Genomic DNA, 17,729 nt, shown 5'->3' with positions numbered 1-17,729 from the left:
TCTTTAACAATTTGGAAAGCTGACAAAATAATCTTTAAGATTATTTGTAAAGTTCTCAAAGTATTCATGTATTTGAATACAACTAAAAACACATTCAAGTGTTCTTGGAATTTGAGTCCGGCAAAATCGAAAGCTGTCTCGCTCATTCAAATAATGAGACAGCAACTTTGGTTGTTTAACATCAATTCGAAACTCCTTCGGGTTGTATGGTTAAGTGACTAAGCGTACACGGTGGATGCCTTGGCAGTCAGAGGCGATGAAGGACGTATTAACTTGCGATAAGCCCAGATTAGGCAGTAAAAGCCACTTGAGTCTGGGATTTCCGAATGGGGAAACCCACTTACATAAGTAAGTATCCTGTTGTGAATACATAGCAACAGGAGGCGAACCGGGGGAACTGAAACATCTAAGTACCCCGAGGAAAAGAAATCAACCGAGATTCCGAAAGTAGCGGCGAGCGAAATTGGACTAGCCCTTAAGCTTTACACGCGTTAGACGAACGGTCTGGAAAGGCCGACGATACAGGGTGATAGTCCCGTAGTTGACGATGTGTGTTCAGTGAAATCGAGTAGGGCGGGACACGTGATATCCTGTCTGAATATGGGGGGACCATCCTCCAAGGCTAAATACTACTGACTGACCGATAGTGAACCAGTACCGTGAGGGAAAGGCGAAAAGAACCCCTGTGAGGGGAGTGAAATAGAACCTGAAACCGTGTACGTACAAGCAGTAGGAGCAGGCTTTGTCCTGTGACTGCGTACCTTTTGTATAATGGGTCAGCGACTTATATTCAGTGGCAAGGTTAACCATCTAGGGGAGCCGTAGGGAAACCGAGTCTTAACTGGGCGTTCAGTCTCTGGATATAGACCCGAAACCAGGTGATCTAGCCATGGGCAGGTTGAAGGTTGAGTAACATCAACTGGAGGACCGAACCGACTAATGTTGAAAAATTAGCGGATGACTTGTGGCTAGGGGTGAAAGGCCAATCAAACCTGGAGATAGCTGGTTCTCCCCGAAAGCTATTTAGGTAGCGCCTCGGACGAATACTACTGGGGGTAGAGCACTGTTAAGGCTAGGGGGTCATCCCGACTTACCAACCCTTTGCAAACTCCGAATACCAGTAAGTACTATCCGGGAGACACACGGCGGGTGCTAACGTCCGTCGTGGAGAGGGAAACAACCCAGACCGCCAGCTAAGGTCCCAAATTACTACTAAGTGGGAAACGATGTGGGAAGGCTCAGACAGCCAGGATGTTGGCTTAGAAGCAGCCATCATTTAAAGAAAGCGTAATAGCTCACTGGTCGAGTCGGCCTGCGCGGAAGATGTAACGGGGCTAAGTAGTAAACCGAAGCTGCGGCAATATACTTTTGTATATTGGGTAGGGGAGCGTTCTGTAAGCGGTTGAAGGTGTGTGGTAACGCATGCTGGACGTATCAGAAGTGCGAATGCTGACATGAGTAACGATAAAGGGGGTGAAAAACCTCCTCGCCGGAAGACCAAGGGTTCCTGTCCAACGTTAATCGGGGCAGGGTAAGTCGACCCCTAAGGCGAGGCCGAAAGGCGTAGTCGATGGGAAACGGGTTAATATTCCCGTACTTCTTACAATTGCGATGGGGGGACGGAGAAGGCTAGGTGGGCCTGGCGACGGTTGTCCAGGTTCAAGTGCGTAGGCTTGAGAGTTAGGTAAATCCGGCTCTCTTTAAGGCTGAGACACGACGTCGAGCTACTACGGTAGTGAAGTCATTGATGCCATGCTTCCAGGAAAAGCCTCTAAGCTTCAGATTGTAAGGAATCGTACCCCAAACCGACACAGGTGGTCGGGTAGAGAATACCAAGGCGCTTGAGAGAACTCGGGTGAAGGAACTAGGCAAAATGGTACCGTAACTTCGGGAGAAGGTACGCTCTCGACGGTGAAGTCCCTCGCGGATGGAGCTATTGAGAGTCGCAGATACCAGGTGGCTGCAACTGTTTATTAAAAACACAGCACTGTGCAAAATCGTAAGATGACGTATACGGTGTGACGCCTGCCCGGTGCCGGAAGGTTAATTGATGGGGTTAGACTTCGGTCGAAGCTCTTGATCGAAGCCCCGGTAAACGGCGGCCGTAACTATAACGGTCCTAAGGTAGCGAAATTCCTTGTCGGGTAAGTTCCGACCTGCACGAATGGCGTAATGATGGCCACGCTGTCTCCACCCGAGACTCAGTGAAATTGAAATCGCTGTGAAGATGCAGTGTACCCGCGGCTAGACGGAAAGACCCCGTGAACCTTTACTACAGCTTGGCACTGAACATTGACCCTACATGTGTAGGATAGGTGGGAGGCTTTGAAACAGGTACGCCAGTATCTGTGGAGCCGTCCTTGAAATACCACCCTTGTAGTGTTGATGTTCTAACGTTGACCCCTTATCGGGGTTGCGGACAGTGCCTGGTGGGTAGTTTGACTGGGGCGGTCTCCTCCCAAAGCGTAACGGAGGAGCACGAAGGTGGGCTAATCACGGTTGGACATCGTGAGGTTAGTGCAATGGCATAAGCCCGCTTGACTGCGAGAATGACAATTCGAGCAGGTGCGAAAGCAGGTCATAGTGATCCGGTGGTTCTGAATGGAAGGGCCATCGCTCAACGGATAAAAGGTACTCCGGGGATAACAGGCTGATACCGCCCAAGAGTTCATATCGACGGCGGTGTTTGGCACCTCGATGTCGGCTCATCACATCCTGGGGCTGAAGTCGGTCCCAAGGGTATGGCTGTTCGCCATTTAAAGTGGTACGCGAGCTGGGTTTAGAACGTCGTGAGACAGTTCGGTCCCTATCTGCCGTGGGCGTTGGAGAATTGAAAGGGGCTGCTCCTAGTACGAGAGGACCGGAGTGGACGAACCTCTGGTGTTCGGGTTGTGTCGCCAGACGCATTGCCCGGTAGCTAAGTTCGGGATCGATAACCGCTGAAAGCATCTAAGCGGGAAGCGAGCCTTGAGATGAGTTCTCCCTGATACTTTAAGTATCCTAAAGGGTTGTCGTAGACTACGACGTTGATAGGCAGGGTGTGTAAGCGTTGTGAGGCGTTGAGCTAACCTGTACTAATTGCCCGTGAGGCTTAACCATACAACACCCAAGGGGTTTTGATGGACTCAATGTAAGAACGTTGAATGTGTAAAAACGAGAATTAAAAAACAGCTTTCCGAATTAAAGAATTTGCTTGGCGACCATAGCGTTTTGGACCCACCTGACTTCCATTCCGAACTCAGAAGTGAAACGAAATAGCGCCGATGGTAGTGTGGGGTTTCCCCATGTGAGAGTAGGACATCGCCAGGCTTTTATTTTGCACTTGCTTAATGTTTAAGCAAGTCACCATAGAGTTCTAAAGTTTTTAGAATTTTATGTTGACTTTCAAAGTGGAAAGCGTATTATACGCACCTCGCTTAAGTGCTAAGGCACTGAAAGCCAAGCTCTTTAACAATATAGACCTATCAATCTGTGTGGGCACTCGTTGATGATAATCCAATTAGATACCTCGGTATCAAATTAGGTTTCAATGAACTGAGTGACCAATCGAGATTAAGTTTACTTAGTCTTGGCACAGTCAATTCATTATCATTCTGTTGGAATGATAATAGCTTTAAAATTACTTTTGTAGTTTTGAAGTCAGTATTCATTGAGCCGAACAAAATCTTAAATTGAAGAGTTTGATCATGGCTCAGATTGAACGCTGGCGGCAGGCCTAACACATGCAAGTCGAGCGGAAACGAGTTAACTGAACCTTCGGGGGACGTTAACGGCGTCGAGCGGCGGACGGGTGAGTAATGCCTAGGAAATTGCCCTGATGTGGGGGATAACCATTGGAAACGATGGCTAATACCGCATGATGCCTACGGGCCAAAGAGGGGGACCTTCGGGCCTCTCGCGTCAGGATATGCCTAGGTGGGATTAGCTAGTTGGTGAGGTAAGGGCTCACCAAGGCGACGATCCCTAGCTGGTCTGAGAGGATGATCAGCCACACTGGAACTGAGACACGGTCCAGACTCCTACGGGAGGCAGCAGTGGGGAATATTGCACAATGGGCGCAAGCCTGATGCAGCCATGCCGCGTGTGTGAAGAAGGCCTTCGGGTTGTAAAGCACTTTCAGTCGTGAGGAAGGTTTATGCGTTAATAGCGTATAGATTTGACGTTAGCGACAGAAGAAGCACCGGCTAACTCCGTGCCAGCAGCCGCGGTAATACGGAGGGTGCGAGCGTTAATCGGAATTACTGGGCGTAAAGCGCATGCAGGTGGTTTGTTAAGTCAGATGTGAAAGCCCGGGGCTCAACCTCGGAATAGCATTTGAAACTGGCAGACTAGAGTACTGTAGAGGGGGGTAGAATTTCAGGTGTAGCGGTGAAATGCGTAGAGATCTGAAGGAATACCGGTGGCGAAGGCGGCCCCCTGGACAGATACTGACACTCAGATGCGAAAGCGTGGGGAGCAAACAGGATTAGATACCCTGGTAGTCCACGCCGTAAACGATGTCTACTTGGAGGTTGTGGCCTTGAGCCGTGGCTTTCGGAGCTAACGCGTTAAGTAGACCGCCTGGGGAGTACGGTCGCAAGATTAAAACTCAAATGAATTGACGGGGGCCCGCACAAGCGGTGGAGCATGTGGTTTAATTCGATGCAACGCGAAGAACCTTACCTACTCTTGACATCCAGAGAACTTTTCAGAGATGAATTGGTGCCTTCGGGAACTCTGAGACAGGTGCTGCATGGCTGTCGTCAGCTCGTGTTGTGAAATGTTGGGTTAAGTCCCGCAACGAGCGCAACCCTTATCCTTGTTTGCCAGCGAGTAATGTCGGGAACTCCAGGGAGACTGCCGGTGATAAACCGGAGGAAGGTGGGGACGACGTCAAGTCATCATGGCCCTTACGAGTAGGGCTACACACGTGCTACAATGGCGCATACAGAGGGCGGCCAACTTGCGAAAGTGAGCGAATCCCAAAAAGTGCGTCGTAGTCCGGATTGGAGTCTGCAACTCGACTCCATGAAGTCGGAATCGCTAGTAATCGTGGATCAGAATGCCACGGTGAATACGTTCCCGGGCCTTGTACACACCGCCCGTCACACCATGGGAGTGGGCTGCAAAAGAAGTAGGTAGTTTAACCTTCGGGGGGACGCTTACCACTTTGTGGTTCATGACTGGGGTGAAGTCGTAACAAGGTAGCGCTAGGGGAACCTGGCGCTGGATCACCTCCTTATACGATGATTACTCACGATGAGTGTCCACACAGATTGATACGGTTTATGTAAAAGAGACGATACTGGGTCTGTAGCTCAGGTGGTTAGAGCGTTCGCCTGATAAGCGAGAGGTCGGTGGTTCGAGTCCACTCAGACCCACCAATTCCCTTCCCAAGGAATTGGCATACAGTATCGACACACCTTGATGGGGCTATAGCTCAGCTGGGAGAGCGCCTGCCTTGCACGCAGGAGGTCAGCAGTTCGATCCTGCTTAGCTCCACCATCTTTAAGCATACTTTCTTTAAATAGAAAGCCGAGTGTGTTTAAAAATGGTTCTTAAATGAATCTAGCTCTTTAACAATTTGGAAAGCTGACAAATCAAACTTTTTAAGTTTGATTGTAAAGTTCTCAAAGTATTCTTAATTGAATACAACTAAAAACACATTCAAGTGTTCTTGGAATTTGAGTCCGGCAAAATCGAAAGCTGTCTCGCTCATTCAAACAATGAGACAGCAACTTTGGTTGTTTAACTTCAATTCGAAACTCCTTCGGGTTGTATGGTTAAGTGACTAAGCGTACACGGTGGATGCCTTGGCAGTCAGAGGCGATGAAGGACGTATTAACTTGCGATAAGCCCAGATTAGGCAGTAAAAGCCACTTGAGTCTGGGATTTCCGAATGGGGAAACCCACTTACATAAGTAAGTATCCTGTTGTGAATACATAGCAACAGGAGGCGAACCGGGGGAACTGAAACATCTAAGTACCCCGAGGAAAAGAAATCAACCGAGATTCCGAAAGTAGCGGCGAGCGAAATTGGACTAGCCCTTAAGCTTTACACACGTTAGACGAACGGTCTGGAAAGGCCGACGATACAGGGTGATAGTCCCGTAGTTGACGATGTGTGTTCAGTGAAATCGAGTAGGGCGGGACACGTGATATCCTGTCTGAATATGGGGGGACCATCCTCCAAGGCTAAATACTACTGACTGACCGATAGTGAACCAGTACCGTGAGGGAAAGGCGAAAAGAACCCCTGTGAGGGGAGTGAAATAGAACCTGAAACCGTGTACGTACAAGCAGTAGGAGCAGGCGTTGTCCTGTGACTGCGTACCTTTTGTATAATGGGTCAGCGACTTATATTCAGTGGCAAGGTTAACCATCTAGGGGAGCCGTAGGGAAACCGAGTCTTAACTGGGCGTTCAGTCTCTGGATATAGACCCGAAACCAGGTGATCTAGCCATGGGCAGGTTGAAGGTTGAGTAACATCAACTGGAGGACCGAACCGACTAATGTTGAAAAATTAGCGGATGACTTGTGGCTAGGGGTGAAAGGCCAATCAAACCTGGAGATAGCTGGTTCTCCCCGAAAGCTATTTAGGTAGCGCCTCGGACGAATACTACTGGGGGTAGAGCACTGTTAAGGCTAGGGGGTCATCCCGACTTACCAACCCTTTGCAAACTCCGAATACCAGTAAGTACTATCCGGGAGACACACGGCGGGTGCTAACGTCCGTCGTGGAGAGGGAAACAACCCAGACCGCCAGCTAAGGTCCCAAATTACTACTAAGTGGGAAACGATGTGGGAAGGCTCAGACAGCCAGGATGTTGGCTTAGAAGCAGCCATCATTTAAAGAAAGCGTAATAGCTCACTGGTCGAGTCGGCCTGCGCGGAAGATGTAACGGGGCTAAGTAGTAAACCGAAGCTGCGGCAATATACTTTTGTATATTGGGTAGGGGAGCGTTCTGTAAGCGGTTGAAGGTGTGTGGTAACGCATGCTGGACGTATCAGAAGTGCGAATGCTGACATGAGTAACGATAAAGGGGGTGAAAAACCTCCTCGCCGGAAGACCAAGGGTTCCTGTCCAACGTTAATCGGGGCAGGGTAAGTCGACCCCTAAGGCGAGGCCGAAAGGCGTAGTCGATGGGAAACGGGTTAATATTCCCGTACTTCTTACAATTGCGATGGGGGACGGAGAAGGCTAGGTGGGCCTGGCGACGGTTGTCCAGGTTCAAGTGCGTAGGCTTGAGAGTTAGGTAAATCCGGCTCTCTTTAAGGCTGAGACACGACGTCGAGCTACTACGGTAGTGAAGTCATTGATGCCATGCTTCCAGGAAAAGCCTCTAAGCTTCAGATTGTAAGGAATCGTACCCCAAACCGACACAGGTGGTCGGGTAGAGAATACCAAGGCGCTTGAGAGAACTCGGGTGAAGGAACTAGGCAAAATGGTACCGTAACTTCGGGAGAAGGTACGCTCTCGACGGTGAAGTCCCTCGCGGATGGAGCTATTGAGAGTCGCAGATACCAGGTGGCTGCAACTGTTTATTAAAAACACAGCACTGTGCAAAATCGTAAGATGACGTATACGGTGTGACGCCTGCCCGGTGCCGGAAGGTTAATTGATGGGGTTAGACTTCGGTCGAAGCTCTTGATCGAAGCCCCGGTAAACGGCGGCCGTAACTATAACGGTCCTAAGGTAGCGAAATTCCTTGTCGGGTAAGTTCCGACCTGCACGAATGGCGTAATGATGGCCACGCTGTCTCCACCCGAGACTCAGTGAAATTGAAATCGCTGTGAAGATGCAGTGTACCCGCGGCTAGACGGAAAGACCCCGTGAACCTTTACTACAGCTTGGCACTGAACATTGACCCTACATGTGTAGGATAGGTGGGAGGCTTTGAAACGAGTACGCCAGTATTCGTGGAGCCGTCCTTGAAATACCACCCTTGTAGTGTTGATGTTCTAACGTCGACCCCTTATCGGGGTTGCGGACAGTGCCTGGTGGGTAGTTTGACTGGGGCGGTCTCCTCCCAAAGCGTAACGGAGGAGCACGAAGGTGGGCTAATCACGGTTGGACATCGTGAGGTTAGTGCAATGGCATAAGCCCGCTTGACTGCGAGAATGACAATTCGAGCAGGTGCGAAAGCAGGTCATAGTGATCCGGTGGTTCTGAATGGAAGGGCCATCGCTCAACGGATAAAAGGTACTCCGGGGATAACAGGCTGATACCGCCCAAGAGTTCATATCGACGGCGGTGTTTGGCACCTCGATGTCGGCTCATCACATCCTGGGGCTGAAGTCGGTCCCAAGGGTATGGCTGTTCGCCATTTAAAGTGGTACGCGAGCTGGGTTTAGAACGTCGTGAGACAGTTCGGTCCCTATCTGCCGTGGGCGTTGGAGAATTGAAAGGGGCTGCTCCTAGTACGAGAGGACCGGAGTGGACGAACCTCTGGTGTTCGGGTTGTGTCGCCAGACGCATTGCCCGGTAGCTAAGTTCGGGATCGATAACCGCTGAAAGCATCTAAGCGGGAAGCGAGCCTTGAGATGAGTTCTCCCTGATACTTTAAGTATCCTAAAGGGTTGTCGTAGACTACGACGTTGATAGGCAGGGTGTGTAAGCGTTGTGAGGCGTTGAGCTAACCTGTACTAATTGCCCGTGAGGCTTAACCATACAACACCCAAGGGGTTTTGATGGACTCAATGTAAGAACGTTGAATGTGTAAAAACGAGAATTAAAAACAGCTTTCCAAGTTTTCTCTAGAAATAGAGAGTAAGAATTTGCTTGGCGACCATAGCGTTTTGGACCCACCTGATTCCATTCCGAACTCAGAAGTGAAACGAAATAGCGCCGATGGTAGTGTGGGGTTTCCCCATGTGAGAGTAGGACATCGCCAGGCTTTAAATATCGTTACCTGTGGAAACATGTAACAACATCATCAGTGTACTAATCTGAAGATGACAATTTGTGGAGAGATGGCTGAGTGGTTGAAAGCACCGGTCTTGAAAACCGGCATACGTTAATAGCGTATCTAGGGTTCAAATCCCTATCTCTCCGCCACTATTAAGAAGCCTCGCTAGAAATAGCGAGGCTTTTTTCATTTCTGTCCTGAAAAATGTCTTCATGCGTTGAAGACAGTCGACGAGTTCAGGCAACTTCAACAAGCCCTTATACCCATCTGGAAAATTAACTTGTCAGGTCTATCCATCTTCTCGAGCACATTTTGGTGACTCTTTTGGAGCTATCCAAAAAACGATTCCATGCATCGCAGACTTTGGAGATGATATCGTCGTAATCAGTATAAGATTGGTTGGCTAAATAGCGTTGCCTTAACCAACTCCATACTTGTTCGATAGGGTTTAGCTCTGGAGAATAGAGTGGAAGTTTGATGACACTGACATTCTTAAAGTCATTGGTTATGTCTTCTGTATGCCATCCTGCTCCATCCATAACAACGACGGCGTGACGCCCCTTCTCTGTGACTGCCGATATTTGTTTTAAGTTCTCTATCATGATGTCTTTACTAACCCAAGGGACAACGATAGCCTCACCAATTCCTTTGCTGGGATAAACGGAACCGAACAGATAGGCATACTCAAATTGTTGTTGCTTCACTGCTCTTGGTCGAGTTCCTTTTTCAGCCCATAAACGTGTGGTCGTGTTTTGTTGCCCAAATCTGGCTTCGTCCTGAAACCAGACATCGACACACTCTAATACCAATCCGGAAAATTAACTGGTCAGGGAGCAGGGTTCGATAAACAAACTCGATTTGCCATGGATGGCAAATCGAATCCCCATGGATGGGTTCATGCGTATTTGTGTTCGATGCTAAGAGCTTTTTTCTAATAGGAGCTCTGTGGTAGTAACCCGGCAGTTGATGCCTTGCTCCTGCAGGCGGGTGCATTGGGACTGGGCCTGTGCTCTGTTCAGGTAGGTGCCCAGTTGTAACCTGAGGTGCTCGCTGCCTTCCCTAGCCACCTTAGAATAAGATGCCTGCGGCAATATATTGGCGTGCGAACGGTAGAGCAGATGCCAGTAGGCCTTCATGGTTGTTTCCGAGCTAAACTCACCCAATGAAACCAGAAACGCTGGCTGGAAGCTCAGGGCAGCAAGACTGAAATTGTTGCCGCGCAACACATCGCCATCACCATTTATCGTTACCTCGACGGCCGCAAGCGGATACAGTTTCTTATCCTCGATATACTGCTTATCGATCTCCACCCGGAACTTACCCGGCAACACATTCATAAAGAGGTAGAAGCCATCATATTCACTCTCCCCTCTTTGTACCACTTGGTCCTGTTCATCCAGCAGCACAAGGGGGGCATAGGCCACCGGCTTCTCACCGCCATGACCATCCTCTAGGTAGACCATGCCTTCGATTTCACCAGTGGTGACCACAGGTATATCCAGGGTCTCCACCAACCCCGGTCTGGGTGTAATCGAGATTCCGGGGCGACTGGGCATCCAGTAGGGGTCCTCCAGACTTCCTATCTCTAGTTCAATATCCGTGGTGCGATAAGCGGGCAGGCCACGCAAAAAAGCAATCCCCTTGTCATTAGTAGAAGCTCTGCGGTATACCTGGGTGCCTTTTACCTTGGCACCCACCACTGGCGGCTCATCTTGGTCGTAGCGGCCGTTTAGGTTCAAGTCCTGAAATACGCGCACACTGATGGCACCGTTTTGCGCCAGGCGGCGGCGGTCTATATAAAGGTCACTTTCCTGAGGATCCCAGCCCAGGCTAAGTAGGGTGTTCAGGCCCAGAAACCATTCGCCGCGATCATCGTAGGAGAGGGTAGAGCTCAGATAAAATGTATCGGCTTTCCAGTTCAACCTCATATCCGCTTTATACCTTTCGGTTTGGGGCCAGTAGTTAATGCCAAACTCGCTGTTAAGGGAGGAGCTGAGGGCGCGGCTGAACTCGGTATCCAGCTGGGTTAGCTCGGCTTCGGGCGACAGGCTATAGTCAGCCCCTAGCTCCCAGGTGAATGCTGAAAAGCGCTTACGCAACAAAGCGCTGCCGCTTTGCCAGTCCTCTGCCTCACCCACCTCAGGCTCGGTTCTTTGATAAGTAAAGCTGTTGCTCAGGTAAAAGGACGGCCGGTAGAGGCTGAGACGGTTTTGTAGCGAAAAGCTCGGTTGGTCGATATCGCCATAGCGGCGGCTAAACCCCTGCTCATAGTTGAGCGCAGTCTGCCGGCCCTGGAAAAGCGAGCCTGCCAGCGTCACATTGTCATTAAACTTACCATCATCAGCATTGTGCGAGAAATTCAGTGCATGTTTGCCCAAAAAGGTTTTCCCCCCCATCCGGTAGGCACCGTTGTTGTCAACTCCGGCCTGCATCAGCAGGCGGTCAAACAGGGAAAAACTAGCGTCTAAAGAGTAAGCTGCGTTATGTCTTTCCACCTTGGAAATGGTTGCATCTAACAACAATTTGTCGCTAAGGCTTTTGCTATACTTGCCAGCCAGATGCCAGTCAGCAGTATTGGCGGCTGGCTCGTTGAGAAAGAGACTGCCGGGCTGGGTAAGGGAGAGATCGAAATAGTGCTGCTTTTCTACCGTGCGGCTGTCTACTAGCACCTGCTTGGTCTTTTCCCGGATCTGGCCTTGCGGGCCGTAAAAGATCAGTCTAAGGGTGTTGTTGCCGTAGAGCAGCTCGATATCGTTAAACACATAGCGACCATCTGGCCCGGCGGTCAGCGCATTTATCAGTACATCATTACGGTAAAGCTCCACATCCCAGCCGGGCTGAATATCTCCCTGCAAATCCAGAGTGTCTAACTCGGTATTGCCCGTCAACGGCCTGTTGCTAAAACTCATTCCCCGTTCCTGGCCGCTGGCACCGGCTACTGGTACAACATCGCCAAAGCGGTATTGGGTAGCGTTTACGGGACCCAATAGGCCGCCCTCCAGCGAGGTTTTTTCCAACGTCAGGCGCGCATAGTCCAGTTCATTTTCCGAGCCGCCGCCAAGGTAATACTGACTGCTAAAAAAGCCCAAATCATGGCGACCCAAAGTAGAATAGCCGAAGTTGACATCTTTTCCTGAATAGGTGGCGTTGGTGCTGATATCCAACAGGGGTGCGGACAACAGTTCGTGACCGCTTTTGCGCAGTGGTAAAGCCGGCTTGGTGCTGGTTGTTTTTGTCCTGCTTTTTTGTCTCTGTTTGCGCGTCAGAGCTGCCTGGATCGGCAGGGGTTGCTCTGGTTCAAGCACCAACATCATAGCACCGAAGTCAAATGTCATTTTGATATTAAACCAGCGGTCGAGATCGTCGGCATGAATATAGAGGTCGTCCGGCAGGATCTGAAAGTGTGAGGCCGGCAGATGGTAGGTAACCCCGTTTGCCTCGGCTTTAGCCTGACTGTCGGCGGCAGTTTGCTCACCATCCTTTTCGGGCAGGTTCAGGCTAAAGCTCTGGCCCTCATTGATATACCAGCCAGCGGCCGCTGATGTTTCGCTGTCCAGCTCAATGGCGAAATCTAAAAGATCGATAAATTGGCCAAAGGCGATAAGGGCGCTATCTTTATGCTTGATGGCAAACAGATCGCCGATCACCAGATCGTCGATGCGCACCTCCAGTATCAGCTCTTCACCATCGGCGATGCCCCGGCCATCATCTGTCGTTGGAGCGTCGGCAGGCATCAGTCCAAAATCTGGTTCCTGATATTTGTGGTTGATCGTTCGGATCAACTCAAACAGTTCTGACTGGGCAATAGCGGGCGTGCAGACAGGCCAAAGCAAGCCCAGCAGCAGCCACTTACACGGATGGTACAGGGACATAAAGTTAAGGTGCTAATTGGTAGTCGCTGATGGTCAGTTGTTGCTCTGCCAGAACTCGGCCTCCGAACTCGTCGTCTCCCTCATAAATCAGACGCAGCGTGCCGTCCTGCGCAATGGGATCGTGAAAGGGCAGACTAATCACGCGTTGTTTGTTTTCATGGAAAACTGCAACGTTGTTAAGGGTAGCCACATGGCGCTCTTCGCCGCCGTCATGCGGGCGCCAGAAGGCTTTCAGACTACCGAAGGTGCTGTGCAGACCTGATCGGTTAAGGGCAAAGGTTAACCCATCTGGCTTGGCGCTGCTGGCATCCCTATAGAGATCCACCGGGCCAAACTCCGCAGCAGCGTCCAGGCCGCCGGCACGTATGATCACCGGAATGGAAAAGCTCAGCCTCAAGTTTAACTGAATACCCACGCCCTCGGTTTGCTTGCGTTCCTTATTACCGGGCAGAGCGGCAAGCAGCAGGTGGGAGCGATACTCCCCGGGTGCAAGATCCTTAGGGCGGCGCACCGCGATGCGAACCTGCTGGCGCTCGCCTGGGCCGAGCGTTACCTGTCTGGGGCTAAATCTGAGCATGCTGCTGGCAATATTAAAGCTGGCTAACTCTTCCTCGTTCAGAGCCTGGTAGCGGCCGTCGGGTAATTGCTTTTGCTGCTGAAACTCCAGTCGGTAGGTCTTGGTCTCGCTGCTGGTATTCATCAAAAAGACCTTAGAACTGCGTTCTCTCTCGGCAAAGCTTAATCGGGTCGGCGAGATCAAAAGGCTGGCGCTGGCGTTGCTGGCAAGTAAAACTGGCAGCAGCAAGGTGGCGAGCAGGGACAGGGTTTTTCTGCTAATTATCAACAGCATGGAATTCCTAAACTTTATTAATGGGTGATATGTAGAGTTATATGGGGATTAGTGTATTTGGCGTCCAGGTAGTAGCCTGTACCTGAGGTGGCCAGGGTAGCGCCAACCCATACCCGCGCCTCGCCCTTAGTGTTTGTTCTGACCCAGGGCTTGACGTTTAGTTGCTTAATGGTGAAGCGGCTACCAGCGTTGCCGCCGTGGCTCAGGCTATTGGCACCCTCCGGCAGGCTGGTCGTGATATGCAGGTAACTGCCTGCCTGAAAACCGGAAAGCAGAAACTCGGCCGGGTGACCTTGCTCAATAACCACGATATTGGTGTCATACTTTCGCGAGCCGTCCGGGTTAATCTGGTAGTTATAGATATTGTCGTTGTTGCGCAGTGCAATAACCCCGAAGTCAAGCGGCTTAACCTGAGTGATCTCCCCAGCCCAGGCTCCCCCGGCGAGCAGGCATATTGCCAGCAACGATAACAAGTGGTTACGCATGACTTTTCCAATAAACTATTGAACTGGTTAATTTAACAGAGGCAAGCCGGTAAGCCGGCTCGCTCCTTTGCTTTAGTATTTAATGGTCACGTCATATGTACCGCTGTATACAGCATCGTCATAAGAAGCATCTCCCCCTTTTTGGGTGTTCAAGGTTGCACCTACCAGTAATACCAGGTTGCCGTTCTCATCTGTTCTGGCTTTTCCTGCACCAGTAGTAGCATCTAATTCAACCGCTTTATCATTGGCATAAGCTGTAAATTTACCTAGGGTAAACTTCAGTGATTCCGGCGCTGCGTTTTCCATTTTCAACTCGATAGTATCTGCATCTTTCGGCAACGTGATATTCAGGTTGGTATACCTAGCCGCGTTGCTCACCGTAAAGGTACCTGGCGATACATTGGTTTTGTCAATTGGGGTTATGCTGCCGGAATCAGCAGTAGCTTTTGCTGTCACCTCACCGGTGCTGGGATCTAATACCAGTGTGGCGGCATTTGTATCATCGCTACCAGCTACTGCCGCGATGGTGCCGAAGTTTAATGAAGTCGTTTCGACGATATCCAGGGTATTTTTGACCTCGACCGATGCTGTCCCCTTGCCGTTAAACTCAGGTGCTACGCCCTCTGCGTAGGCAGAGCTCGCAAATACTGCCAGTGCTGCATAAGCCAGTTTTTTGTTATTTTTCAATGTTAACTCCTTTTGTTTTCAAGATAAGCGGGCGGCTCAGTGCCACCGTTAGATTATTCAATCAAGAGAACTTACTAAACCAATAGACGTGGGCGTATTGTTTAAGCACGGCCACTAAAAGCAGGGGGCAGGGCTATCCTTTAACCTTACTGTCAGCACATACTTACGCTGGTTGATTTACTTCATATAAGCGATATTCTGTTCATCGGACAAAGGCTTGCCGGTCAGCGGCCTCACCATACAGTCCAGCCCGTCGGTCTTAAGTTGCCGACACAATGCTTGTGCTGTCACCTTATCCTTTACAGGGCCGGCAAGTAGACGATAAAGCCTCTCCTTTTTTGGCCCGATATAAACGGGTGTTAGATAAAAGCGTTTGTCTGACAGAAGTTCAGGCGACTTCTTCACCAGTTTCCTTTTATTTGACTCGATATATTGAAGCCATCTATAGGTGCCAACTTGTAATGCATATTGTTGGGTTTTAGGCTGAGCGTCTTTCTCTTTCTTAGCTGAAGCCTTGATGGCTTTATTGCCTGCATCGGCCACTGCCATCAACTTATGATCTTTTACTTCAGGGAGGATCTTATTTGGTGCTGGCTTAGGAGTAGAGGAAGCCATTTTATCCAACTGGCCAATCAGATTTTTAAAGTCCGACTCCAACGCGGCCAACCGGTTAATGCCTGGGCGGTATTGCTCCCACTCCGTATTTTGTTGATCAAGACGATCTCTCAACTCTTCGACTTGTGCTTGAATAGCCTGGTACTCAGATGTGTTTGTGGGTTTACTGGTTGCACAGGAAGCCAGTAATAGACAACAGCCAACGACTAACAACTTTGATATCGCTGTGCTTGTATATGGACCTTGAACTGTATTCGACCGACAACCTTGCCTTGTAAGCTTATTATTGGATGCCTTAATTATTCGCACGAATTATACCTAGAAGACAACTTATTGATATTTATAATATGATGCGGAGTTTAATCAAGGGGGTAAAACTAATCAATAGCTAAGAACAAGATTACGCGATGGGGTTAAAAGAACAGTCAAGCAAGAGCTTCTCTCTGAGCTTGCTATGCCAAGCAACTTATGACTGTTTTCCTACAACGTTCTTTTCTATGAGGAAAGTGTGATATTTGCTCTCCGATGGGTAGAAACAACAGTACATTAAATGGCTAGCTGGAATAGCACGTGCAATACCTTTGCTGGGACAGACTGGGCACGCTCACATTAAGAAACTTGGCTATTTGGGGGCGTGAGTGTCGCTCTTTGAAATGAGCAAGGGCAGGCTAGTCGCATGAGTGAACTTGCTATTAAGCACAGTTGGGGAGGGGCATTGAATGGCCAACATAAATAGCATGATGGCTTTGGAAGAGTTGAGTCTTTATTTTTAAGTGCTCGTTATCGAGAGCTTCTGTATCTCGAGGCTATTCACGCCTGAGAGGAGAATATGAAATGTTTCTATCTGGCAGATAAAGAAAAGCCGCGACCCAAAAAGGTAGCGGCTTGTTCTATAACAATTTTTAATTACGGTCTTAGTTCATGCCGTATTTTTTAAGTTTCTTGCGAAGAGTACCGCGGTTGATACCCATCATAGTTGCTGCGCGAGTTTGGTTACCGCGAGTGTACTGCATGATGGTATCTAGTAGTGGCTGTTCAACTTCAGCTAGAACTAATTCGTATAGCTCTGTTACTTCCTGGCCGTTTAGTTGAGCAAGGTAGTTTTTAAGAGATGCTTTAACAGAGTCACGTAAAGGCTTTTGAGTAATCTGGTCTTGTGACGTTACTGTAGTTACTGTTAATGCTTCTGAAGTCAGATTTTGTTCGAACATATTCGGTCTAGCTCTTCTCTTAATTATGATGCAACGTTATCAAAATAACCTTCTAACGCCTCTATTTGCAGCGGGGCTGCATCGATAGCGTTGAAGGTACGGCGAAACTCACTCGCTTGCTCATGCTCTTTTAGGTACCAACCAACGTGCTTACGCGCGATACGTGGGCCTAAGTACTCTCCATAAAATTCATGCAGAGCATTCACATGGCCAAGCATAATGGTTTTCACTTCCTCTACAGGAAGCTCATCCATCGTGGTGCCGTTTTCCAAATAGTGATGGATTTCCTGGAAAATCCAAGGACGACCTTGGGCAGGGCGTCCAATCATTAAAGCGTCCGCACCGGTGTACTCCAGTACAAATTTGGCTTTCTCCGGGCTATCGATATCACCGTTCGCGATAACCGGAATTGAAATAGCCTCTTTTACCGCTTTAATGCTGTCGTATTCGGCCTCACCTTTGTACATACATGCTTTTGTTCTACCGTGTAGTGCAAGAGCCTGTATGCCGCAGTCTTCGGCTAATTTAGCGATTTGGAGACAGTTTTTGTTTTCTGTATCCCAGCCAGTTCGGGTCTTCAACGTTACAGGAACGTCAACAGCATTCACTACCGCTTTCAAAATCTCTTCGATAATGTTTGGGTACTGAAGCAGTGCAGAGCCCGCTAGCTTCTTATTCACTTTCTTTGCTGGGCAACCCATGTTGATGTCGATGATTTGCGCACCGTTTTCAACACTAAATTGAGCTGCATCCGCCATAAGCTGTGGATCGGAACCGGCAATCTGTACAGAGCGAATGCCCGATTCGCCTTCATGCACCATGCGCTGTTTCGACTTCGACGTTTTCCATAGCTTTGGGTTGGCAGACATCATTTCACTGACGGCCATTCCCGCACCATAACGAAGACACAACTCGCGAAACGGTCTATCCGTTACACCAGCCATAGGGGCTACGATTAGATTGTTCTTAAGTTGATAGTTTCCGATTCTCAAAACGTCATCACAGTTCTGTACCAGCAAGGGCGCGCATTTTACGCATTTTTTTACTGCGTGAAAAGACTAATATTTGAGCATTTACAAATTGTTTTTGTAAATTGTATGAATTTCAAACAATTAGCCGTC

Annotated in this window: 7 protein-coding genes, 3 tRNA genes, 5 rRNA genes and 1 pseudogene; 8 read left to right on the top strand and 8 right to left on the bottom strand. The window is 49.3% G+C overall.

Annotated elements, in window-relative coordinates:
* Nucleotides 1–208 precede the first annotated feature (208 nt).
* The 8 genes from DBX26_RS14460 to DBX26_RS14420 all read left to right on the top strand — a co-directional run bounded on the left by DBX26_RS14460 (nucleotide 209) and on the right by DBX26_RS14420 (nucleotide 9,037).
* Nucleotides 209–3,099 (top strand): 23S ribosomal RNA (locus tag DBX26_RS14460).
* Between the two features lie 93 nt (nucleotides 3,100–3,192).
* A 5S ribosomal RNA gene (gene rrf, locus DBX26_RS14455) occupies nucleotides 3,193–3,309 on the top strand.
* Between the two features lie 359 nt (nucleotides 3,310–3,668).
* Nucleotides 3,669–5,221: ribosomal RNA gene (locus DBX26_RS14445) — 16S ribosomal RNA — on the top strand.
* Nucleotides 5,222–5,286: 65 nt separating this feature from the next.
* A tRNA-Ile gene (locus DBX26_RS14440) sits at nucleotides 5,287–5,363 on the top strand.
* Between the two features lie 45 nt (nucleotides 5,364–5,408).
* A tRNA-Ala gene (locus DBX26_RS14435) sits at nucleotides 5,409–5,484 on the top strand.
* 276 nt (nucleotides 5,485–5,760) lie between these two features.
* Nucleotides 5,761–8,650: ribosomal RNA gene (locus DBX26_RS14430) — 23S ribosomal RNA — on the top strand.
* 110 nt (nucleotides 8,651–8,760) lie between these two features.
* Nucleotides 8,761–8,876 (top strand): 5S ribosomal RNA (gene rrf, locus DBX26_RS14425).
* Together the 16S, 23S and 5S rRNA genes with 3 tRNA genes alongside form the textbook arrangement of a ribosomal RNA operon.
* A gap of 70 nt (nucleotides 8,877–8,946) precedes the next feature.
* Nucleotides 8,947–9,037, top strand: a tRNA-Ser gene (locus DBX26_RS14420).
* A 126-nt stretch (nucleotides 9,038–9,163) separates the two neighbouring features.
* On the opposite strand, the pseudogene DBX26_RS14415 reads toward DBX26_RS14420, so the two are convergent.
* From DBX26_RS14415 to dusB, 8 genes and pseudogenes are all read right to left on the bottom strand, one after another.
* Nucleotides 9,164–9,691, bottom strand: a pseudogene (locus DBX26_RS14415) (IS630 family transposase); the annotation flags it as partial.
* A 114-nt stretch (nucleotides 9,692–9,805) separates the two neighbouring features.
* Nucleotides 9,806–12,760, bottom strand: coding sequence for a collagen binding domain-containing protein (locus DBX26_RS14410; protein WP_254063491.1), 2,955 nt, complete (start codon nucleotides 12,758–12,760; stop codon nucleotides 9,806–9,808).
* Between the two features lie 4 nt (nucleotides 12,761–12,764).
* A complete protein-coding gene (locus DBX26_RS14405) occupies nucleotides 12,765–13,610 on the bottom strand; it encodes a molecular chaperone (RefSeq protein ID WP_118119568.1) in 846 nt (281 codons plus the stop codon).
* Between the two features lie 17 nt (nucleotides 13,611–13,627).
* Nucleotides 13,628–14,095, bottom strand: coding sequence for a DUF4402 domain-containing protein (locus DBX26_RS14400; RefSeq protein ID WP_118119566.1), 468 nt, complete (start codon nucleotides 14,093–14,095; stop codon nucleotides 13,628–13,630).
* A gap of 72 nt (nucleotides 14,096–14,167) precedes the next feature.
* Nucleotides 14,168–14,782: a DUF4402 domain-containing protein gene (locus DBX26_RS14395; RefSeq protein WP_118119564.1), complete on the bottom strand. Its 615-nt coding sequence runs from the start codon at nucleotides 14,780–14,782 to the stop codon at nucleotides 14,168–14,170.
* A gap of 177 nt (nucleotides 14,783–14,959) precedes the next feature.
* A complete protein-coding gene (locus DBX26_RS14390) occupies nucleotides 14,960–15,610 on the bottom strand; it encodes an SPOR domain-containing protein (RefSeq protein ID WP_254063489.1) in 651 nt (216 codons plus the stop codon).
* Between the two features lie 701 nt (nucleotides 15,611–16,311).
* Entirely contained in the window at nucleotides 16,312–16,608 is a 297-nt protein-coding gene (gene fis, locus DBX26_RS14385; RefSeq protein ID WP_000462885.1) for a DNA-binding transcriptional regulator Fis, read from the bottom strand.
* 23 nt (nucleotides 16,609–16,631) lie between these two features.
* Nucleotides 16,632–17,600, bottom strand: coding sequence for a tRNA dihydrouridine synthase DusB (dusB, locus tag DBX26_RS14380; protein ID WP_014233263.1), 969 nt, complete (start codon nucleotides 17,598–17,600; stop codon nucleotides 16,632–16,634).
* Nucleotides 17,601–17,729 lie beyond the last annotated feature (129 nt).

Origin of the sequence: Vibrio sp. dhg (assembly GCF_003443775.1) — a bacterium.
Classification (GTDB): Bacteria; Pseudomonadota; Gammaproteobacteria; order Enterobacterales; family Vibrionaceae; genus Vibrio; species Vibrio natriegens.
Note: the sequence above shows the minus strand (reverse complement) of the source record. Positions and strands in the feature narration are given on the sequence as shown.

What these genes read in the sequence shown, in the direction of transcription:
- DBX26_RS14405 (WP_118119568.1), bottom strand. Translation starts at nt 13,610, where the DNA reads ATGCTGTTGATAATTAGCAGAAAAACCCTGTCCCTGCTCGCCACCTTG.
- fis (WP_000462885.1), bottom strand. Translation starts at nt 16,608, where the DNA reads ATGTTCGAACAAAATCTGACTTCAGAAGCATTAACAGTAACTACAGTA.
- DBX26_RS14410 (WP_254063491.1), bottom strand. Translation starts at nt 12,760, where the DNA reads ATGTCCCTGTACCATCCGTGTAAGTGGCTGCTGCTGGGCTTGCTTTGG.
- DBX26_RS14400 (WP_118119566.1), bottom strand. Translation starts at nt 14,095, where the DNA reads ATGCGTAACCACTTGTTATCGTTGCTGGCAATATGCCTGCTCGCCGGG.